The 22,784-nt window shown below is 76.9% G+C and carries 5 protein-coding genes and 1 pseudogene; 1 reads left to right on the top strand and 5 read right to left on the bottom strand.

Annotated features, from left to right (window positions below; genetic code table 11):
• Positions 1-1,961: SDR family NAD(P)-dependent oxidoreductase (locus ACH4SL_RS29740; protein ID WP_398451130.1), on the top strand; the 1,961-nt coding region annotated here is incomplete at its 5' end.
• Positions 1,962-2,007: 46 nt separating this feature from the next.
• Here ACH4SL_RS29740 and ACH4SL_RS29735 read toward each other — a convergent pair.
• The 5 genes and pseudogenes from ACH4SL_RS29735 to ACH4SL_RS29715 all read right to left on the bottom strand — a co-directional run bounded on the left by ACH4SL_RS29735 (position 2,008) and on the right by ACH4SL_RS29715 (position 22,720).
• Positions 2,008-2,796, bottom strand: coding sequence for a lytic polysaccharide monooxygenase (locus ACH4SL_RS29735; RefSeq protein ID WP_398451128.1), 789 nt, complete (start codon positions 2,794-2,796; stop codon positions 2,008-2,010).
• Between the two features lie 262 nt (positions 2,797-3,058).
• Entirely contained in the window at positions 3,059-3,922 is an 864-nt protein-coding gene (locus ACH4SL_RS29730) for a DUF3592 domain-containing protein (protein WP_398451126.1), read from the bottom strand.
• Between the two features lie 81 nt (positions 3,923-4,003).
• Positions 4,004-5,101 carry a hypothetical protein gene (locus tag ACH4SL_RS29725; RefSeq protein WP_398451124.1) on the bottom strand — a complete coding sequence of 366 codons (1,098 nt, stop codon included), beginning with the start codon at positions 5,099-5,101 and terminating at the stop codon, positions 4,004-4,006.
• Between the two features lie 78 nt (positions 5,102-5,179).
• Positions 5,180-10,360 (bottom strand): annotated as a pseudogene (locus ACH4SL_RS29720) (beta-ketoacyl synthase N-terminal-like domain-containing protein); the annotation flags it as partial.
• Between the two features lie 30 nt (positions 10,361-10,390).
• The gene (locus ACH4SL_RS29715; RefSeq protein WP_398451122.1) at positions 10,391-22,720 is read right to left on the bottom strand and encodes an SDR family NAD(P)-dependent oxidoreductase; all 12,330 of its coding nucleotides are present in this window, start codon (positions 22,718-22,720) and stop codon (positions 10,391-10,393) included.
• Positions 22,721-22,784 lie beyond the last annotated feature (64 nt).

Here is a 22,784-nt window from a genome sequence, read left to right as displayed (position 1 = left end):
TGGCCGTGGACGCGGGCGCCCCCGATCGCGCGGGGTCGGGCGCCGAACTCGCCGCCGTTGTACGGCCGGTGACCGTGGACGCCGCCGATCGCGCGGGGCTGGCCGCGGAACCGGCCGCCGCCGCACGGCCGCTGGCCGTGGACGCGAGCGCCGCCGACCGCGCGGGGTCGGGCGCCGAACTCACCGCCGCCGGAGAGGACTTCGCCGGGGTCGTGAGCCTGCTCGCCCTCGACGAGCGGTCCCGCCCCGGCCGCCCCGGCGTGCCCGCGGGGCTGGCCGCCACCGTGGCCGCCCTCCAAGCGCTGGGCGACGCCCGGATCGGCGCGCCGCTGTGGTGCGTGACCCGCGGCGCCGTCTCGACCGGCCCCGACGACCCGCTGCCGCACCCGGTGCAGGCGCAGGTGTGGGGCCTGGGCCGGGTGGCCGCGCTGGAGCACCCCGACCGCTGGGGCGGCCTCGCCGACCTGCCCGCCGAGCCCGACCTGCCCGCCGAGCCCGGTGCGCGGGCCGCCGCCCGCCTCGCGGCCGTCCTCGCCGGGATCCCGCGCGGCGAGGGCACGGAGGACCAGACCGCCGTCCGCGCCGCCGGGGTGCTGGCTCGCCGCCTCGACCACGCGGCCCCCGAGCGCGGCCCCGGCCGCCCCTGGCGGCCGGAGGGCACCGTCCTGGTCACCGGCGGCACCGGCGGCGTCGGCGCGCTGCTCGCCCGCTGGGCCGCGCGCAGCGGGGCCGCCCGCCTCGTCCTCACCAGCCGCCGCGGCCCCGACGCGCCCGGCGCCGGGGAGCTGGCCGCGGAACTGCGCGGTCTCGGCGCCGAGGTGACGATCGCCGCGTGCGACGCCGCCGACCGCGAGGCCATGGCGCAGGTGCTCGCCGCGATCCCCGCCGGGCAGCCGCTCACCGCCGTCGTGCACGCCGCGGGCGTCAGCGACCAGGCCCTGATCGCCGACGCCGACGACGCGCACCTGGAGCGCATGCTCGCGCCCAAGGCGCTCGCCGCCCGGCATCTGCACGAGCTGACCCGGCATCTGGAGCTGTCCGCCTTCGTGCTGTTCTCCTCGGTCAGCGCGGTGTGGGGCAGCGGCGGGCAGGCTGCGTACGCCGCCGCCAACGCCCAGCTGGACGCGCTCGCCGAGCACCGCCGCGGCCTCGGCCTGCCCGCCACCTCCGTGGCCTGGGGCCTGTGGGGGGAGGTCGGCATGGCGACGTCCGACGAGGAGGTCGACTTCTTCCGCCGCCGCGGCATCCGCCCGCTGGAGCCCGCGCTCGCCCTCGCCGCCCTGCGGGAGGCGGTCGGGCGCCCGGCGCCCGCGTCCGTGGTCGCCGCCGTGGACTGGCGCCGCTTCCTGCCGAGCTTCACCGCGCTGCGCCCCAGCGCGCTGCTCGCCGACCTTCCCGAGGCCGTGCCCGACCGTGCCGAAGAGACCGCGCCCGCGGCGCAGGAGGCGGGCCCGCTGCTGCGCAAGCTCACCGGGAGGCCGGCCGCCGAGCAGTACGAGATCCTGCTGCGGCACGTACAGGGGCACGCCGCCGGGATCCTCGGGCACAGCGGAGCGGACGCCGTACCGCCCGGCAAGCCCTTCCAGGAACTCGGCTTCGACTCGCTCACCGCCGTCCAGCTGCGCAACGAGCTGAGCGGCAGCACGGGCCTGCGTCTGCCCACCACCGTGCTCTTCGACCACCCCACCGCCGACGACCTCGCCCGGCATCTGCACGGGCTGCTCGTCGCCGACGCCGCGACCGGCGAGCAGCACGTCATGGCCGGGCTCGACGGCTGGGACGCGGCCAACGCCCCGGACGCGGTCGGCGAGGCCGCCCGCAACCGGGTCGCGGCGCGGCTGCGGCTGCTCGCCGACAAGTGGGCGGGGGAGGGCGGCGAGGCGGACGCGCACGGCGACCTGGAGGAGGCCACGGCCCAGGAGATCTTCGACCTGATCGCCACGGAGTTCGGCAAGTCCTGAGCCGCTGCGGCCCTTCCGCCCGGAAGGGCCGCAGCGGGGGGGGGCCTCAGCAGGCGCCGAGGTCGTCCCAGACGCCCCACTGGCCGGTGGTGCCGGGCTCCTCGCCCTGCGTCCACCACTTGGCCTTCCAGTTGTGGCCGTTGTGCGAGACGGTCTCCCCGCCGTTGTAGACCGTCGCGGCGGCCCAGGGGGCGGCGGTGCAGCTGCCGGTGCCCCCGGTCGTGCCGCCGGTGGTGGTTCCGCCCGTGGTGGTCCCGCCGGTGGTCGTACCGCCGGTCGTGGTCCCGCCCGTCGTCGTACCGCCGGTCGTGCTGCCCGTCCCGCCGATGCTGACGTCGATGCAGGAGTAGAAGGCGTTGGCGGTGTCGCCGATGTTCCAGACCGCCAGCACCTTCTGCTTGCCGGTGAAGCTGCCGAAGTTGACCTGGTGGCTGAGGTCGGCGGGCGGCTGCTGGTTGTTGCCGGGGAATTCGGCGAGCAGCGTGCTCCCGATGTAGTACTGCCAGTTGAGGGTCGCGTGCCGGGCGGTGTTGTGCCAGGTGAAGGTCGCCGAGGAGCCGACCGGGGTGACCTGCCAGCCCTTGCTGTCGTCGTCCAGCTCGGCGAACTGCGCGTTGCCGCCGCTGCAGCTGTGCAGGCCCTTCGGGCCCTCGACGCTCTGCGGCTCGTACTTGATGTCGCCGCAGCTGACGATGCCTTCGGCGCACTGCTCCTGGCGGCTCGTCGGGAGGGTGACCCAGCCGTGGGCGCTGGCCGTGCCCGAGGACAGTCCGAACGCGATGAGCGGAGCGGCCAGTGCTCCGAGGGCGAGAGCCACCCGTCGTGTCGTGTGCATGTCATACCGCTTTCGTCGAGGTGTGGGGGCGTCCCTCGTGGGCCCTTGCTGCCTGTCCGGCGGTGGTGCGGTGCGGCGTACGCCGTGAGCTGTGTGCCTGTGGCCGGTCACGGCGTGGGAGCCGGACCGCCGCCGGAAGGTCCGGACCTCACGAGAGCCTAGGTCTAGACCATAGCCTCCAGCGGGGTCAGGTCAAGAGCGCACACAGCACCAAATCCCTTGCGGCGCAAGGGATGGGGCCGGACGGACCGCCCGCGCCGGGTCACAGCGTGACCGCGCCCGCCACGGCCGCCGCCGCCACGACCACCAGCCCCACGGCGTTGGTGACCGCATCCCGCTTCCAGGACCGGCGTTCGGCCTCGACGTCCAGGGAGAGGACGGCCGGGTCGTCGGGGGAGTAGTGGACCGTGACGTCCCGGCCCCGCGATCCGGCGGGGTCCCGGATCCCCGACTCGCAGAAGGCCGTGACCTCCGTGCCGTCCCGCGTGGTGAAGGTGACGACGGGCACCACGCGGGTGGAGACGTGTCCGTCGTCCGGGTCGACGGTGACGTTCTGGAGCACGGCGGCGACCCGGCCGGGCACGGCCGCCATGGCCGCCAGCGTGTCCAGCCGGCGGTTCCTGTCGCGTACGTTCCCCGGCAGGTGGTAAAGGCCGGAGAGGGCCCACGGCCCGCAGAAGCCGAGCAGGGCCCACGGCCAGCCCCGGTCGACCGCGGCGGCGACGACCGGACCGGCGTAGGCCAGGAAGAGCGCGAAGGTGGGCCACCCGAGACCGCGCCCGGGCGCCGAGAGGTCGTTGGCGAACCGGAAGTCGTGCGGTCTGCCGCGCGGGTAGCGGACGCCGATCTCCCGGCCCGTCCAGGCCGCGCTGATCCGCTCGCCCGGCCCGCCGTCGTTGGTGACGGTGAAGTCCTGCCCGGTGGCAGGGTCCCGGAAGGAGACGACCACGGCGATCCCGTCGCTCGGGGAGCTTCCGTGCCGCGGTTCCCCCACCCGTTCGATCCGCCCCGTCACCCGGACCTCCCGCTGCGCCCGGGTCCTGCCGGCCAGCGCCCTCCCGTACCCGACCAGCGCCACCGCGCCGAGAACGCCGCACCACAGCGCCACATACCCGTGCCAGTCCATCCGTCTTTCCTCTCCTGCCGCTTTCGGGGACGGCCGCAGAGCGCGCCACCGCTGCCGGGAACACTGCGATACCGGGTCACTTCACCGTGCGGGCGTGCGCCGCACCACCTTGCCCTGCCCGTCCGCCTCCAGCGACGCCGTGCCCTCGGGCCCGGTCACGACGACCCTGACGACGACGGGCCCGGTGAGCCGGTCGGTGACGATCTGCCAGGTCTGCGGGGAGTGGACGCCGAGGGTGCTGCCGGCCTCCTGGACCAGGGCGGGGAAACGGCCGTAGGGCAGCGCCCGCAGGTCGAGCCCCGGGGTCGGCGTGCCGGTCGGCACGAACACGACCGACAGCAGGCGCTCCTGCACGACGACGGTGAGCGCCCGGCGGGTGCTCCCGCCCTCGGCGAGCGAGGCGACGGCACGGTCCAGCGCGCCCTTGTCGAGGAACGACTGCCCCGGGCCCAGGGTGACCGTCGCGGACGCCGAGGACACCACGGTGGTCGACGACGTGGCGGACACCGACGGCCGCGCGGCCGGGGCCGCTTTCGCGGTGTCGTCCCGGTCGAAGAGGTCCGCGCGGAAGAGCAGGACCACGGCGGCGGCGCCGAGCAGCAGGCCGAGGAGCACGGCGAGGCCGAAGGCGCAGCCCTTGGGGGGCTCGGCCACCCGGGCGGCGCCGGGCACCGCGTCGAAGCGGGCCGCGGCCGCGCGCTCCTCCCACTGCGGTGTCGGCCGCTTGACGACGCGCACCCGCCACGGCCGGTCCGCCGGGTACCGGACGACCACGACACCGCGCGGCCGGTAGTCGGGCAGGTCCACGAGGTTGATGCCCTCGGTGATCTCCACCCGGAAGGCCGGGTCGTCGTCCGGCAGGACGGTGAGCGCGAACTTCACGGGCACGTCGCTCGACTCGCCGCCCCCGACGGCCTCCAGACGGTCGATCACCGCGAGCGCCGTGCAGGGCGCGACGGCCGCCTCCCGGTAGCGCCGCGGTATGCCGGCGAGGAAGAACACCAGCCCGTAGACCGGGGACAGGACCAGTCCCGCCACGAACAGCGGCACGCTCTCGACGACCGTGCCCACGACGACCGCGGCCGGCGAGGCCCCGAGCACGCCGCCGGTCAGTAAGCCCCGGGCCAGCGCGACGGGCGTGCGGTGCGTGGGCGGCGGCGCGGCCGTCGTGATCGTCATACCGGCGATTGTGGTGGGCCCGGGAGGCGGCCGGTAGATCCCGGTACGACCCAGTGCGAGGCCGCGGCGGGCCCGGCCCTACGCCTCGCCGAACTCCCGGTCGATGAGGGCGAACACCTCGTCCGCCGACGCGCCCTCCAGGTCCTCCGCCGCGTCCTGCGCGGGACCTGCCTCCGCGGCCTCGCCGCCTCCGCCTTCGTACCGCCACAGCAGCACGTGCAGCCGGTGCGTGAGCCCCGCGCGCCGCGGGTCGTCGGCCGCCAGCGCCGCGAGCGCGGCCTCGACGGTGTCCAGCGCCGCCGAGGCCGGCTCCTGCCCGGCCTCGGCGGGCAGCGCCTGCGCCACCAGATACCCCGCGAGGGCAGCGGGCGTCGGGTAGTCGAAGACGAGGGTCGCCGGCAGCTCCAGGCCCGTGGCGGCCCGCAGCCGGTTGCGGAACTCGACGGCCGCGAGGGAGTCGAACCCCAGCTCCTTGAAGGGCTGTTCCGGATCCACCGCGTCCGCGCCCGGGTAGTGCAGCGCGCCCGCCGCGTGGGCGCGGACGAGCGCCAGCAGGGTGCCCGTACGCGTCGCCGGCGGCTGGGCCGCGAGCCGCTCCCGCAGGGCGGCCAGCGCCTCGGCCTCCTGCGCGCCGCCCGCGGCGTCGAGCGCGGCCCCCGCCGCGGCCGGCACGTCGTCGAAGAGCCGGCTCGCGCGCGCACCGGTGAACAGCGGGAGGAAGCGCCGCCAGTCCACGTCCGCGACCAGCGTCGCCGCTCCGGCCCCGGCGTCGTCGCCCGCGCTGCGGGCCACGGCGTCCCGCAGCGCCGCGAGCGCCCGGGAGGGCGGCAGCAGCGGCAGACCCAGCCGCTGCGCGCGCCCGGCCGCCTCCGGGCCGTGCGCGTCGTCCCACACGCCCCAGGCCAGCCGCACCACGCGGCCGCCCGCGGCCCGGCGGCGCTGCGCCAGCGCGTCCAGATACGCGTCCGCCGCCGCCCGCGCCCCGTGTCCGCCGCCGCCCCACACCGCGGCCACCGACGAGAAGACCACCAGCGGGTCGTCGTCCCCGAGCCCGCACAGCTCCACGAGCCGGTCCGCGCCCGCGACGGCGTCCGCCACGGCCGCGCCGAAGTCCGCCGTCTCCGCGAGCCCCGCCCGCTCCCCGGCCGCCCCGGTGTGCACGACAGTACGGATCCGCACCCCGCCCGCCACGAGGGCCCCCGCGGCGCTCGCCTGCGGCGGCTGCCCTTGCGCGCCCGCGGGGGCGCCCGGCGGCTCCTCGCGCGTCGCGCCGAGCACCGCCGCGTCCAGCACCGTCGCCTTCGCGCCCAGCGCCGCCAGTTCGGCAAGCAGCCCCTCCGCGCCGGGGGCCGCGGGGCCCTCCGGGGCGAGCAGGACGAGGTGTTCCGCGCCCTCCGCGGCCAGCCTGCGGGCCACGTGGGCGGCCACCCCCGTGACGCCGCCGGTCACCAGGGCGCCGCCGCGCGGCGACCAGGGGCGGGCGGGCGCCGCCTCCTCCGGGGGGACGGGAACGAGGCGGCGGGCGAAGAGCCCCGCGGGGCGCAGCGCCACCTGGTCCTCGCCGTCGCGCCCGGCCAGGGCCGCACGCAGCAGGTCGGGGGAGAGGCCAGCGAGCCCGGCCGGGAGGTCGAGAAGGCCCCCCCACAGCGCCGGGTGCTCCAGCGCGGCCACCCGCCCGAGCCCCCACACCGCGGCCTGCCCCGCATCGAGCGGCTCGCCCTCGCCCCCCACCGCCACCGCACCGCACGTCGCCGTCCACACCGGCACCCCGAGATCGGCCGCCAGCAGCGCGCACAGCAGCGCATGAGTCGCCGTCACCCCGTGCAGGGGGTTGGCGTCGGGCCTGCCGAGTGGCTGTGGGGACGGCGTGTCGGCCGGTGCCGGGGCGCTGGTCGCCTCGTGCAGGGGGTCGGCGTCGGGTCCGCCGAGTGGCTGCGGGGACAGCACCTCGGTCGGTGTCGGGGCGTTCGTCGCCTCGTGCAGGGCGTCAGCGTCGGGTCGGCCGAGCGGCGGGGACAGCACCTCGGCCGTTTCCGGGGCGTTCGTCGTACGCGTCGCCGTCACGCGATCGGTTCCGGGTCCGCCGAGCGCCAGCAGGGACAGCACACCGGCCGGCGGCGGACCCTCCTCGTACGCCGCGCGCAGCGCCGCGACCGCCTCCTCGGGGTCGTCCGGGACGGTCACCCGGGTCACCACGCCGCCGTCCGCGGTGAGGGCGCGCTCGCAGGCGTCGGCCCACTGGGGGGCGCCCGCGGGCGGGACCGCCAGCAGCCAGCGGCCGTCCGACGGGTCGGGGTCGGGGAGCCGCCGCCAGGCCACCCGGTAGCGCCACGCCTCGACGGCCGCCCGGTCGTGCCGCTCGCGGTGCCAGTGCGCGAGCGCGGGCAGCACCTCGCCGAGCGGTGCGCGCCGCCCGTCGTCGTCGCCGATGCCCAGCGTGCCGGACAGCGCGGCCACGTCCTGCGACTCCACCGCCTGCCAGAACCGCGACTCCTCCGCGTCCGCGGCGGCGGGCGCCGCCGCCACCTCGTCCGGCAGCCAGTAGCGCTGCCGCTGGAAGGGGTAGCCGGGCAGTTCCGTCGTGCGGCGGGCGGACCGCGGGAACCAGGGCCGCCAGTCGACGGGCACGGGATGCGTGGTGTGCAGCCGCGCGAGCGCGTGCGCGAGGGCCTCGGCCTCGTCCTGGCGGGCGGTCAGCGCCGGTACGAGCAGCGGGGCCGAACCGTCGGGGGCCGCCGCGTCCAGCGTCTGCTGCGCCGCGGGGACGAGCACGGACGTCGGGCCGATCTCCAGGTACGTGTGGGTGCGGGCCGCGGTGTGCGCGATCGCGTCGCGGAAGCGGACCGGCTCGCGGATGTGCCGCACCCAGTAACCGGGCTCGGCGATCCCGGCGTCGGCGGTCCGCCCGGTGAGGTTGCTGACGAGCGGGATGCGCGGGGTGCGGAAGTCCAGGTCCGCCACGGCCTCGGCGAAGGGCGCGAGCGCCGGCTCCATGAGCGGCGAGTGGAAGGCGTGGCTGACCGTGAGCGCCTTCGCCTTGCGCCCGCGCTCCTTCCACCGCGCGGTCAGGTCCGCCACCAGGTCCGCAGGACCCGAGACGACCGTGCCCGTGGGTGTGTTGTACGCGGCGACCGACACCGCCCCGCCGTACGGGGCCAGCGCCTCCCCGGCCTCCTCGGCCGTCGCCTCCAGCGCCGTCATCGCACCGCCCGCGGGCAGCGCGCCGAGCAGCGTCGCCCGCGCGCCGACCAGCCGGCAGGCGTCCGCCAGCGACAGGACCCCGGCGATGTGCGCGGCGGCGATCTCGCCGACGGAGTGGCCGACGACGGCGTCCGGCCGCACCCCGTGCGCGTCCAGCAGCCGGACCAGCGCCACCTGGAACGCGAACAGCCCGGCCTGCGTGTACGTCGTACGGTCCAGCAGCCCGGCGTCCCCGGGCCCGAAAACGACGTCCCGCAGCGGGCGTTCCAGCTGAGGGTCGAGCAGCGCGCACACCTCGTCGAAGGCCTCGGCGAAGACTGGGAAGCGCGCATACAGCCCGGCGCCCATGCCGGGCCGCTGGCTGCCCTGCCCGGAGAACAGGAACACCCGCCACCCCGAGGCGCGCAGCGCGCCGGTCCTGCGCACCACCGACGGGTGCTCCTCCCCGGCCGCGAGCGCCGCCAGCCCCGCGCGCAGCGCCGTACCGTCCCGGCCCGTGACGACGGCCCGGTGGTCGAGCACCGCCCGCGAGGCGACCAGCGACCAGCCGGGCGAGCCGTGGCCCGCCGCCGAGTCGAGGAGCCGTTCGGCCTGGGCCCGCAGCGCGGCGTCGCCGCGCGCCGACAGCACCCACGGCGCCGGCCCCTCCGCCGGCAACTCACCCTCTTGCGCCGGGGGTTCGGCCGGCCCCTCCTCCAGGACCAGATGCGCGTTGGTGCCGGAGATGCCGAACGACGACACCCCGGCCCGCCGCGGCCGCTCCGCGCGCGGCCAGTCGACCGGCTCGGTGAGCAGCCGCACCCCGCCGCCCGACCAGTCCACGTGCGGGGTCGGCTCGTCGACGTGCAGGGTCGCGGGCAGCGAGCCGTGCCGCATCGCCATGACCATCTTGATGACGCCCGCCACGCCCGCCGCCGCGTGCGTGTGCCCGATGTTGGACTTCACCGAGCCGAGCCACAGCGGCCGGTCCGCCGGACGGCCCCTGCCGTACGTCGCGAGCAGCGCCTGCGCCTCGATCGGGTCGCCCAGCGTCGTCCCCGTGCCGTGCGCCTCCACCGCGTCCACCTGGTCGGGCGCCAGCCGGGCGTTCACCAGCGCCTGCCGGATGACGCGCTCCTGCGCCGCGTCGTTGGGCGCGGCCAGCCCGTTGCTCGCGCCGTCCTGGTTGACGGCCGAGCCGCGCACGACGGCCAGCACCCGGTGGCCGGCCCGGCGGGCGTCCGACAGCCGCTCCAGCAGCAGCAGTCCGGCGCCCTCGGAGAAGCCCGTGCCGTCCGCCGCCGCCGCGAAGGCCTTGCAGCGCCCGTCGGGGGCGAGACCGCGCTGCCGGGAGAATTCGACGTACGCCGCGGGCGTGCTGAAGACCGTGACCCCGCCCGCGAGGGCGAGCGTGCACTCGCCGGACCGCAGCGCCTGCGCGGCCAGGTGGATCGCGACCAGCGACGCCGAGCAGGCGGTGTCCAGCGTGACCGCCGGGCCCTCAAGTCCCAGCGTGTATGCGATCCGCCCGGAGATCACGCTGGTGAGCGCGCCCGTGGCGGTGTAGCCCTCGTAGCCGTCCGGGATCCGCGGGATGCGCGACAGGTAGTCCTGGCTCGACACCCCCGCGTACACACCGGTCGCGGTGCCCTTCAGGCTCGTGGGGTCGATGCCGGCGCGCTCCAGGAGCTCCCAGGCGGTCTCCAGCAGGACGCGCTGCTGCGGGTCCATCGCCGCCGCCTCGCGCGGGCTGATGCCGAAGAAGCCCGCGTCGAAGGTGGGCGCGTCGTGCAGGAAGCCGCCCTCGGTGACGTAGCTCGTGCCGGTGTGGTCGGGGTCCGGGTGGTGGAGGGTCCCGAGGTCCCAGCCGCGGTCGGCGGGGAAGGGGCCGATCGCGTCCCCGCGCGCCGCGACCAACTCCCACAGATCCTCGGGGGAGGCGACCCCGCCGGGGTAGCGGCAGGCCATCGCCACGATCGCGATCGGCTCGGCGCGCTCCTCCTCGGCCTGCCGCAGCCGCTCCTTGGCCTGGCCGAGGTCGAGGGTGACGCGCTTGAGGTACTGGCGCAGCTTGTCTTCCGTGGTCGTCGGCATCGGATCGGCATCCCCTCAGGACGAGCCCAGTTGCTGGTCGATGAGCGCGAACATCTCGTCGTCCGAGGCCGCCTCCAGAACCTCCTGGCCGCTGCCGCCGTCGGCCTCGTCCGCGGTGGCGCCGTCGCCGAGCCGCCACAGCAGGTCCTGGAGGCGCTTGACGAGCCGGCTGCCCGCCTCGCCCGCCGGACGCTCCTGCGCGACCGCCGCCTCCAGCCGCTCCAGCTCGCGCAGGACGGGTTCCGCCGACGGGTCGTCCGCGGGGCCGAGTTCGCTCTCCAGGTGCTCCGCCATCGCGCCGGGCGTCGGGTGGCGGAACACCGCCGCCGCGGGCAGCCGCACGCCCGTCGCCGCCGCGAGCCGGTTGCGCAGCTCGACGGCCGTGAGCGAGTCGAAGCCCAGGTCCTTGAACGGCGTGTCCGTCGCCACCGCCTCGGCGTCCGCGTGCCCCAGCACCGTGGCCGCGTGCGTCCGTACGAGATCCAGCAGCAGTGCCCGCCGCTCCTCGCGCCCCATCGAGGCGAGCCGTCCTGACAGGTCCGCGGGCCGCGCCGCCGCCACGCCCCGCCGGACCGCTGCCCCGGACCGCGCGCCCGCGAGCGCGCGGGCCATGGAGGGCAGCGCCTCGGGCGGCCGGCCGGCCACCGCCGCCAGGTCGAACTCGGCGGCGACCACGTGCGGTTCGCCCGCTGCGAGGGCGGCGTCGAAGAGCGCGAGTGCCTTGCCGGTGGCGAGCGGGGTGACGCCCGTACGCGTCATACGGGCGAGGTCGGTGGCGGTGAGCTTGCCGGTCAGCGCGCTGGTGGTGGCCCACAGGCCCCAGGCGACGGAGGTGGTGGGGTGGCCGGTGCGGTCGGTGGCGAGGGCGTCGAGGTAGGCGTTGGCGGCGGCGTAGTTGGCCTGGCCGGGATTGCCGAGGGTGCCGGCGGCGGAGGAGTAGAGGGCGAAGAAGGCGAGCGGCAGATGCGCGGTGGCCCGGCGCAGGGCGGCGGCCGCGGCGGCCTTCGGGGCCCACACGCGGGCCAGGGCCTCGGGGGTCTGGGCGGTGACGACGGCGTCCTCCGTGACACCGGCGGTGTGGACGACGCCGGTGAGGGGGTGGGCGGGGTCGATGGCGTTGACGAGTGCGCGTACGGCGTGGGGGTCGGTGGCGTCGGTTGCGGTGAGGGTGACGGTGGCGCCGAGTTGTTCGAGGTGGTGGGTGAGTTCGGTGGCTCCTGGTGCGTGGGGGCCGCGGCGGCTGGTGAGGTGGAGGTGGGTGATGTTCCAGGTGGTGACGAGGTGTTCGGCGAGGAGGGCGCCGAGGGTGCCGGTGCCGCCGGTGATCAGGACGGTGCCGTTGCGGTCGAGTGCGGGCGGGACGGTGAGGACGAGTTTGCCGGTGTGCTTGGCCTGGCTCATGTGGCGCAGGGCCTGCCGGGCCTGGGCCAGCGGCCAGGTCTGCACCGGCGGGGGTGTCAGCGCGCCCTGCGCGAAGAGGCCGGCGAGGGTGCGGAGCATCGCGGCGATCCTCGCCGGTCCCGCATGGCTCACCAGATCGTAGGCCTCGTAACGGATGCCCGGGTGGGCCGCGGTGACCTGCTCCGCGTCGCGGATGTCGGTCTTGCCCATCTCCAGGAAGCGCCCGCCCTCACCGAGCAGCCGCAGCGAGGCGTCGGTGAAATCCCCGGCGAGGCAGTTGAGGACGACGTCCATGTCCCCCGCGGCCTCCCGGAAGGCGCCTTCGAATTCCAGGTCGCGGGAGGACGCGCGGTGCCCGGCGTCGATGCCCATGGCCTCAAGGGTGTTGTGTTTGGCGGGACTTGCCGTCGCGTAGACCTCCGCGCCCAGGTGCCGGGCGATCTGTACGGCGGCGGTGCCGACTCCGCCGGTGGCGGCGTGGATGAGCACGCGCTCGCCCGCTGTGAGGCCGCCCAGCTCCACCAGGCCGTACCACGCCGTCAGGAACGCGATCGGCACGGCGGCCGCCTGCGCGTCGGTCCAGCCGGGCGGTACGGGCACCAGCGTGCGGGCGTCCGCCACGGTGACCGGGCCGAAGGCGCCCTCGCACAGGCCGAGTACGCGGTCCCCGGGCGCCACCGACGTCACGTCCGGCGCCGTCTCCAGCACGACCCCCGCGCCCTCGCCGCCCAGCCCGCGCCGGTCGGGCACGACGCCCAGGGTCACCATCACGTCGCGGAAGTTGACGCCCGCGGCCCGGACGCCGATACGTACCTGACCGGCCGCCAGCGGCGCCAGCGCCTCGGGGCGCTCCTCGGCCACCAGGTCGTCGACCGTGCCCGTCTGCTCCTCCGACACGACGAGCTGCCACGCCGGGGCCTTGACGGGCAGCGCGATCCCGGCCGCCGCGTCCGCCGCCACCAGCCGCGGCACCAGGGCCGTACCGCCCCGCACCGCCACCTGCCCCTCGTCCGCCGCGAACGCCGCCGCCAGCGCGGGGACGAGACCGGGCGCCGGATCGGCGTCCAGGTCGAGGAGGGCGAAGCGGTCCGGGTGCTCGGACTGCGCGCTGCGCACCAGCCCCCACACGGCAGCGGCGGGCGGATCGACGGCGCCGCCGCCGTCCGGGCCCTCGGCGCCGGGCTCCACGGCGGAGGTGCCCTTCCGCGTGACGACCACGAGCCGCGACCCCGCGAAACGCGGCTCGGCCAGCCACTCCTGCGCGGCGGCCAGCACGTCGGCCGCCGGTCCGGCGTCGTCGCCGTCCGCCCGCGGCGTGTGGCGCAGCACGACGGGCGGTACGGGCGCCCCGCCGTCCACGGCCGCGACGAGCGCGCCGAGGTCCGGGTGGCGGGTGGCGGCGGGGAGCGCGTCCGCGTACGTACCGTCGTCGCCGATGACCGCCCAGCCGTCCGCGTCCGCTTCCCCGTCCGGCCCGGAGAGCGGCGGCAGGGTCGTCCACCGCACACGGTGGAGCCCGTCGCCGGGGCCGCCGCCCGGGGCCTGCAGCCGGGCGGTGTCGACGGGGCGGCTGGCGAGGGCGTCTGCGGTCAGGACCGGGTGGCCGGCGGTGTCGCTGAGGGCGACGCGGTATTCGTCGTCGCCGCGCGGTGTGATGCGGACCCGTACGTCGGTGGCGCCGGTGGCGTGCAGGACGACGCCCGTCCAGCTGAAGGGGAGCCAGATCTCGCCCGCGGGCTTGCTCGCGGTCGCGATGAGGGGGTGGAGGGCGGCGTCGAGGAGTGCGGGGTGGAGGGTGTGGGTGTTTTCGTCGTCGGTGGGGAGGGTGATGTCGGCGAGGAGGTCGTCGCCGTGGCGCCAGAGGGCCTGGAGGCCCTGGAAGGTGGGCCCGTAGTGGTAGCCCTGGGCGGTGGCGCGGTCGTAGAAGCCGGTGAGGTCGACGGGTTGGGCGCCGGGGGGTGGCCAGGCGGTGGTGTCGGGCTCGGGTGCGGCCTCGGTGGCGTCGGCGGTGAGGGTGGCGGTGGCGTGCCGTACCCACTCCGCCGGCTGGCCGGACGCCGGACGGGTGTAGATGTCCAGGGCGCGGCGGCCGGTGTCGTCGGCGGGGCCCACGATGACCTGGAGCGGCAGGGCCTGCTCGGGGTGCAGGACCAGCGGCTGCTGGAGGACGAGTTCGGCGAGCTGCGGCGTGGCGGTGTGCTCGGCCGCGAACAGGGCGAGGTCGACCAGCGCGGTGCCGGGCAGCAGCGCGGTCCCGGCCACGATGTGGTCGCCGGTCCAGCCCTCGTCGTCGGCCGCGGGGACCTGACCGGTCAGCAGCAGGCCGCCGTCCGCGAGCGGGGCGAGGGCGGTGAGGAGGGGGTGGTCGAGAGCGGCGCCGCCCGGTGCGGCGGGCGCGGTGCGGCTGGGGGTGAGCCAGTAGGGGAGGCGCTGGAAGGGATAGGTGGGCAGGTCGACGACGGGGCCCCCGTCCGCCGGGTACCAGGGTGTCCAGTCCACCGTGTGGTGGGTGGTGTGGAGGGTGGCGAGGGTGTGGGCGAGGGTGTGGGTGTCGGGTTGTTTGCCGGTGAGGGTGGGGAGTGCGGTGGTGTCGGGGAGGGTGTGGTGGACGGCTGTGGTGAGGACGGGGGTGGGGCCGATGTCGAGGAACAACGCTGTGTCGGGGGCGAGGTGGGTGAGGGTCTGGTGGAAGTGGACGGGTTGGCGGATGTGTTGGGCCCAGTAGTGGGGGGTGGTGATGTCGTCGTTTGCGGGCAGGCCGGTGAGGTTGCTGATGAGGGGGATGCGGGGTGTCTGGAAGTCGAGGTCGGCGATGGCTTCGGTGAAGGGGGTGAGGACGGGGTCCATGAGGGGGGAGTGGAAGGCGTGCGAGACCTGGAGGACGCGCGCCTTGCGCCCCTTCCCCTTCCACGCCTCGGCGATGTCGCCGATGACGCCCGCAGGTCCCGAAACGACCGTGCTCGTCGGTGTGTTGTATGCGGCCACGCCGACCTCGGCACCGTGACCGGTGAGCAGTTCCGCGGCCTCCTCGGGGGTGGCCTCCAGTGCGGCCATGGCGCCGCCGGGGGGGAGTTGGCCCATGAGGGTGGCGCGGGCGGCGACGAGTTGGGCGGCGTCTTCCAGGGTGAGGACTCCTGCGATGTGGGCGGCGGTGACTTCGCCGATGGAGTGTCCGGCGACGGCGTCGGGCCGTAGTCCGTGTGCGTTGAGCAGGCGTGCGAGCGCGACCTGGAGGGCGAACAACCCGGCTTGCGTGTAGGTGGTGTGGTCGAGCAGTTCTGCGTGTTCCGGCTCGAACACCACTTTTCGCAACGGGTGTTGGAGGTGCGGGTCGAGGAGGGCGCAGACTTCGTCGAAGGCTTCGGCGAAGACGGGGAAGCGGGCGTGGAGTTCGGCGCCCATGCCGCTGCGCTGGCTGCCCTGGCCGGAGAACAGCCACACCGTCCGGCCCCCGGCCGCCGTACCACCCGGCGCCGTAGCCACGACCCCCGCGTGCGGGGAACCGGCGGTCAACGCCTCCAGCGCGGCAGCCCGTTCGTCCCGTCCCGAGCCCAGGACGACGGCGCGGCGCTCGAAGACCGCCCGGGTCGTGGCGAGCGACCGCCCGACAGCTCCCGCGCCCGGTGACGTCCCCTCCGCTGCGAGGTGCTCGCCGAGCGCGACGGCCATGGCGCGCAGCGCCTCGTCCGTACGGGCCGACAGCACCCACGGCACGACGTCCCCGGAGTCCGGCGGGGGCGTCAACTCCGGCTCCGCGTCCCCCTGTTCGAGGACGACGTGGGCGTTGGTGCCCGACGCGCCGAAGGAGGAGACGGCGGCGCGGCGGGGGCGTCCGGTGTCGGGCCAGTCGGCGGCCTGCGTGAGGAGTGCGACCCCGCCGGACCATTCGACGTGCGGGGTCGGTTCGTCGATATGGAGACTCGCGGGCAGGCGCCCGTGCCGCATCGCCATGACCATCTTGATGACTCCGGCGACCCCCGCGGCGGCCTGCGTGTGGCCGATGTTGGACTTGATCGACCCCAGCAGCAGCGGCCGTTCGGCGGGCCGGTCCTGCCCGTACGTCGCCATGACCGCCTGCGCCTCGATCGGGTCGCCCAGCTTCGTCCCCGTGCCGTGCGCCTCGACGGCATCGACGTCGGACGGCCGAAGTCCCGCCGCCGCGAGGGCCTGCCGGATGACGCGCTGCTGGGAGGGGCCGTTGGGGGCGGTCAGGCCGTTGCTGGCCCCGTCCTGGTTGACGGCCGAGCCGCGCAGCAGCGCCAGCACGCGGTGGCCGTTGCGGCGGGCGTCCGACAGCCGCTCCAGCAGGACGAGCCCGGCGCCGTCACCGAAGCCCGTGCCGTCGGCCGCCGCCGCGAAGGGCTTGCAGCGGCCGTCCGGGGCGAGGCCGCGCTGCCGGGAGAAGCCGGTGAAGACGTCGGGCGTGGCCAGGACGGTCACACCGCCCGCGAGGGCGAGGTCGCACTCGCCCTGCCGCAGCGCCTGCGCGGCCAGGTGGATGGTGACGAGCGAGGACGAGCACGCGGTGTCCACGGTGACCGCCGGGCCCTGGAGCCCGAGGGTGTACGCGATACGGCCCGCGATGATGCTGCTCGTCCCGGCCAGGTTGCCGTAGCCGTCCAGCCGCGGGTCGCCGGGCGGCAGGCCTGTGCCGTAGTCGTGGTACATGACGCCCGTGTAGACGCCGGTCAGGCTGTCCTTGAGGCTCGTCGGGTCGATGTGCGCGCGCTCCAGGACCTCCCACGCGGTCTCCAGCACGATCCGCTGCTGCGGGTCCATGGCCAGGGCCTCGCGCGGGTTGATGCCGAAGAAGGCGGCGTCGAAACCGTCCGCGTCGTAGATGAACGAGCCCTGCGACGCGTAGCTCGTCCCCGGGTGGTCGGGGTCGGGGTGGAAGAGGCCGCCGAGGTCCCAGCCGCGGTTCGCCGGGAAGGGGCCCAGCACCTCGCGGCCACCGTCCACCAGCTCCCACAGGCCCTCCGGCGAGGTCACCCCGCCCGGGAAGCGGCACGCCATCGCCACCACGGCGATCGGCTCGTCGGCGGTGCGGGCGGCGGCGCGGACCGGGGCACGTACCGCCCCGGACGTCCCCGCCGACAGCCGCCCCGCCAGCTCGGCGGCGAGCGCCTGCGGGGTGGGGTGGTCGAAGACCAGGGTCGCGGGCAGCCGCAGCCCCGTCGCGGCCGCGAGCCGGTTGCGCAGCTCCACCGCCGTGAGCGAGTCGAAGCCCAGCTCCTTGAAGGCGGTGCCGTCCGGCACGGCGGCCTCCGAGGAGTGGCCCAGCACGACGGCCGCGGTCCTGCGCACCGTCGTGAGCAGCAGCTCCCGCCGCTCCTCGGCGTCCAGGGCGGCCAGTTGCCCGGCCAGCGCGGGGCCCGCGGCCGCGTCGGGATCCGCGGCGCGGCGGCGGGCCGGAAGGGCCAGCGCGCGCAGCACCGCGGGGCCGTCGGGAGAGAGCCGCGCGGTGTCGAGGTCGGCGGCCACCACGACCGGACGGTCGGTGCGCAGCGCAGCGTCGAAGAGCCGCAGCCCGTGCGCTGTCGCCAGCGGGCGCATGCCGAGCGAGCCGAGCCGGGACAGGCCCGCCCCGCCGAGATGCCCGGTCATGGCCGACGTCTGCTCCCACAGCGACCACGCGATGCTCGTCCCCGGCAGCCCCGCCGCGCGCCGCCGCGCCACGAGGGCGTCCGCCCACGCGTTGGCGGCGGCGTAACCGGCCTGCCCGGCGTTGCCGACGACGCCGGAGGCGGAGGAGAAGACCGCGAAGAGGCGCAGCGGCGCCGTACGGGTCAGGTCGTCGAGATGCCGCGCCGCGGTGGCCTTCGGCGCCCACACCCGGGCGAGGCGCCCGGCGTCCCACGACTCCACGAGGGCGTCGTCGATCACGCCCGCGGCATGGACGACGCCGGTCAGCGGGCGGTCGGCCGGGATCGCGGCGAGGACGCGGGCGAGCGCGGCGTGATCGGCCGCGTCGACCGCGACCGCCTCCGCCTGCGCACCCGCCTCCGCGAGACGGGCCAGCAGTTCGGCCGCGCCCGGGGCGTCGGCGCCGCGCCGCGACAGCAGCAGCAGGCGCCGGGCGCCGTACGCGCGCACCAGGTGCTCCGCGACGGCGCCGCCCAGCACCCCGGTCCCGCCCGACACCACCACGGTGCCGCCCGACAGGTCCACCGGCCCGGCTCCCGCGGGCGCGGCCGTACGCACCAGGCGCGGGACGAGCGTGCGGCCCGCGCGGAGGGCGGCCTGCGGCTCACCGGCGTCCGCGCCCGCCCGCACGGCGGCGGCCAGGTCGTCGTCGCCCGCCGCCAGGTCCACCAGGGCGAAGCGGCCCGGGTGCTCGGCCTGCACCGCGCGGACCAGCCCCCACACCGCGGCCCCGCCCGGCTCGGCGGCCGGATCCCCGTCCCCCGCCGCGACCGCCCCGCGGGTGACCAGCACCAGTCGCGACCCGCTCCAGCGGTCCTCGGCCAGCCACGCCTTGACCAGGGCCAGCACGCCTTCCACGACGCCCGGGCCGCCGTCCGGGTCCTCCGGCACGGGGTGCACGACCACGGACGGGGCCTCGGCGCCCGCGTCCACCGCGGCGACGAGCGCGCCGAGGTCGGGATAGCCGCGCGGTCCGTCCACGGCGGTCGTTCCGGGCACGTCCGCGCGGGTACGGGTGCGGTCGGCGGCGTGGTTCTCCGCGGACGGCGGTGACGCGAGGGGGTGCGGGGCAGCTGCGTCGGGTGCGGGCCGGGGGGGCGTTCCGCTGCCCGGCGGGTCGGTATCGGCGGCGTTGCTGCCCGCGGCTGGCGGTGACGCCGGAAGGTGCGGGGTGATCGTGTCGGGTGCGGGCCGGGGGGTCGTTCCGTCGCCCGGCCGGTTGGCTTCGGCGGCATCGGCCTCGGCGTGGCTGGGGGCGTTGCCGTCCCCGGAAGGCGGGGAGGCCGGGATGTCCGGGTGCGGATCCGTCGTGCCGCGGTCGGGCCGAGGCGCGGTCCCGACGTCCGGCCGGTCGGCTTCGGCGGCACCGGCCGCGTTGCCGTCCGCGGCCGGTGAGGCGAGGGGGCTCGGGTCCGTCACGTCCGTGGGCGGTGCGTCCGCACGGTCCGTGCCGGGACCGGCGGTGGCCGGCGTGCCCGCATCCGCCCGCGGCGCGCTCTCCCCGGCAGGCCGGGCCCTCGACGTCCAGGGATCGTCGGCGCGGGTGCCCACCACGACCCACGCCGCTTCCGGCGCCGCCGCCTCCGCCGGAGGCGATTGCACCCACTCCACCGCGAACAGCCCCTCCACCGCCCGCTCGCCCGCCGCGCGCAACTCGGCGGCCCGCGCCGGGCGTACGGCGACGCGGTCGGCGGAGAACACGGGCGCGCCCGAGGGGTCGGTGAGGGTGAGGCGGCGCCCGCCGGGGGCGGGGGAGAGGCGGACGCGGACGCGCCGCGCGCCCGTCGCCCACACCGTCACACCGCTCCAGGCGAAGGGCAGCCACACCTGCCCCTGCTCGGCCGCCGGGCGCTCCTCCGTGTCGAGCAGCGCCGGGTGCAGGGCCGCGTCCAGCAGGGCGGGGTGGATGCCGAAGCGGTCGGCGCCCTCCCCGGCGGCCTCGGGGAGCAGGGCCTCGCCGAGCAGGTCGTCGCCGTCCCGCCAGGCTGCCGTCAGGCCGCGGAAGGCCGGGCCGTAGCCGTAACCGTCCCCGGCGGCCCGCCCGTAGAGGTCGGCGACGTCCAGCGGCTGGGCGGTGGGCGGCGGCCACGCGGCCGCCGGGTCCTGCGCCGGGGCGGGTTCGCCCGCGGGGGCGAGTGTGCCCTCGGCGTGCCGCACCCACGCGCCGGGCGCGGGCGTGTCGGGGCCGTCCGGGCACGTGTGGACCTCGACCGTGCGCCGCCCCGCGGTGTCCGCCGGGCCCGCCGTGACCCGTACGCGCAGCGCGCCCGCGTCCGGCAGCACCACCGGCACCTGGAGCGCCAGCTCCTCCACCCCGCCGCACCCGGTCTCGTGCGCGGCCTGGAGGGCCCACTCGACGAGCGCGGCCCCCGGCAGCAGGGCGGTGCCGCCCACGGCGTGGTCGGCGAGCCAGCCGGAGCCGGCGCCGCCCCGCAGCCGCCCGGTCAGCACCAGCCCGCCGTCGGGCAGCGGCACCGCGGCGGGCAGCAGCGGGTGGTCCACGGCCCGCACCCCGGCGGCGGACACGTCACCCGTGCCGGCCGTCCCGGCGGGCACCCAGTAGCGGCGCCGCTGGAAGGGGTAGGTGGGCAGGGCGACCTGACGGCCCGGCCGGTCGTCCGGGCCGAGCCACGGGCGCCAGTCGACGTCGAGCCCGGACGTGTGCGCCTGCGCGAGCGCGAGGGCGAGCTGCCGCTCGCCGCCCTGGTCGCGCCGCAGCGTGGCCAGCGCGGTGGCGGCGGTCCCGGCGTCCTCGAAGGTCTCCTGGAGGCTCGCGGCCAGCACCGGATGCGGGTTGCACTGCACGAAGGTGCGGTAGCCGTCGGCCAGCAGCCGCCCCACGGTGTCGGCGAAGCGGACCGGGCGGCGCAGGTTGTCGAACCAGTAGCCGGTGTCCAGCGCGGTCGTGCCGAGCCGCCCCGCGGTGACGGTGGAGTAGAAGGCGACGGCGGACTCCGCGGGCGCCACGCCGTCCAGCGCCGTCAGGATGTCGTCGCGGACCCGGTCCACGTGCGGGCCGTGCGAGGCGTATTCCACGTCGATCGTGCGGGTGCGCGCGCCGCGCTCCTCCGCGGCGGCCAGCACGGCGGCCACGCCCGCGGGCGGACCCGAGACCACCGTGGAGCGCGGCCCGTTGACCGCGGCGACGGCGACGTCCGCGGCGGCCGGGCCGAGGGCGCCGATCAGCTCCGCGGCGTCCTCGGCGCCGAGCGTGAGGGACGCCATCGCGCCGTGCCCGATGAGCGGGCCCAGCGCCCGGCCGCGCAGCGCGATGATCCGCGCCGCGTCGTCCAGGCCCAGCGCCCCGGCCACGCACGCGGCGGCGACCTCGCCCTGGGAGTGCCCGACGACGGCCGCCGGGGTGACGCCGAAGCTCTCCCACACCGCGGCCAGCGACACGTGCATGGCCCACAGCGCGGGCTGGATGACGTCCTCCCGGTGCGGGGCCCCGGCCGTACCCGCACCGCGCAGCACGTCGGCCAGCGACCAGTCGACGTACGGGGCGAGGGCCTGCTCGCACTCCGCGACGCGGGCGGCGAAGACCGGTGAGCACTCCAGGAGTTCACGGCCCATGCCGGGCCACTGCGCGCCCTGGCCGGGGAAGACGAAGACCGGGCCGGGACCGGTGGCGCCCACCGCGCCCGTCACGACGGCCGGATCGGGCTCGCCCGCGGCCAACCGGGCCAGCCCGCCGCGCAGTTCGGCCCGGTCCGCGCCGAGCACCACGGCCCGCTGCTCGAACCGGGCCCGCCCGGTCGCGAGCGCCCGGCCGATCCGCGCCGGGTCCTCCTCGCACCCGGCGAGGGCGCGCGCCTGCTCCGCGAGCGCGGCGGTGTCCCGCGCGGAGAGCACCCACGGTACGAGCGTGCCCCGCACCGCCGTACGGGCCGCCGCCGGGTCCTCCTCCGGCGCGGTCGGCTCGGGCGCCTCCTCCACGATCAGGTGCGCGTTGGTACCCGACACCCCGAACGACGACACCCCGGCCCGCCGCGGGTGGTCCGTACGCGGCCAGTCGACCGGCTCGGTCACCAGCCGCACGGCCCCCGACGTCCAGTCGACGTGCGGGGTCGGCGCGTCGACGTGCAGCGTCGCGGGGAAGACGCCGTGCCGGATCGCCATCACCGTCTTGATGACGCCCGCGACACCGGCCGCCGCCTGGGTGTGCCCGATGTTGGACTTGACCGAGCCGAGCAGCAGCGGCCGGTCCGCGGGCCGCTGCGCCCCGTACGTCGCGTGCAGCGCGTCGGCCTCGATCGGGTCGCCGAGCCTCGTGCCCGTCCCGTGCGCCTCGACCGCGTCCACCTCGGCGGACGACAGGCCCGCGGAGACGAGCGCCTGGCGGATGACGCGCTGCTGGGAGGGGCCGTTGGGCGCGGTGATGCCGTTGCTCGCGCCGTCCTGGTTGACGGCGGAGCCGCGGATGACGGCGAGCACCGGGTGGCCGTTCCGGCGGGCGTCCGACAGCCGCTCCAGCAGGATCAGCCCGGCGCCCTCGCCCCAGCCGGTGCCGTCGGCGGCCGCCGCGAAGGGCTTGCAGCGGCCGTCCGCGGACAGCGCGCGCTGGCGCGCGAAGCCGGTGAAGACCGCGGGCGTCGCCATGATCGTCACCCCGCCCGCCACCGCGAGGGAGCACTCGCCGCGCCGCAGCGCCTGCATCCCCAGATGCATCGCCACCAGCGACGCGGAGCACGCCGTCTCCACCGTCAGCGCCGGGCCTTCGAGCCCGAAGGTGTACGACAGCCGCCCCGACAGCATGCTCGGCGCCGCGCCCGCGTAGCCCTCGGACTCCTTGAGGACCGGGGCGCCCGACGTCGTCGTGCCGATGGTCGCCGCCCCGACAAAGACGCCCGTACGGCTGCCGCGCAGGCCCGTCGCGTCCACGCCCGCGCGCTCGAACAGCTCCCACGCCACCTCCAGCAGCTTGCGCTGCTGCGGGTCGACGGCCAGCGCCTCGCGCGGGCTGATCCCGAAGAAGCCCGCGTCGAAGCGGTCGGCGTCGTGCAGGAAGCCGCCCTCACGGGTGTACGTCGTCCCCGGGTGGTCCGGGTCCGGGTGGTAGAGCCCCGCGAGATCCCAGCCGCGGTCGGCGGGGAAGGGCCCGACCGCGTCCCCGCCGCCGGCCACCAGCTCCCACAGCTCCTCCGGCGAGGCCACGCCGCCGGGGAAGCGGCAGGACATCGCGACGATCGCGACGGGCTCGCGGTCCCGGTCCTCCACCTCGCGCAGCCGGCGCCGCGTGTCGTGCAGATCCGTCGCCACACGCTTGAGGTAGTCGACAAGCCTCTGGTCGTCGGGCATGGTCGGTCACGGCCTCCACACGTGTCGGAGCGGGTGGTGTCGGTGCGGTTCCGCTTCCGGGTCC

Source organism: Streptomyces sp. NPDC021020 (assembly GCF_044333285.1).
Taxonomy (GTDB): domain Bacteria; phylum Actinomycetota; class Actinomycetes; order Streptomycetales; family Streptomycetaceae; genus Actinacidiphila.
Note: the sequence above shows the minus strand (reverse complement) of the source record. Positions and strands in the feature narration are given on the sequence as shown.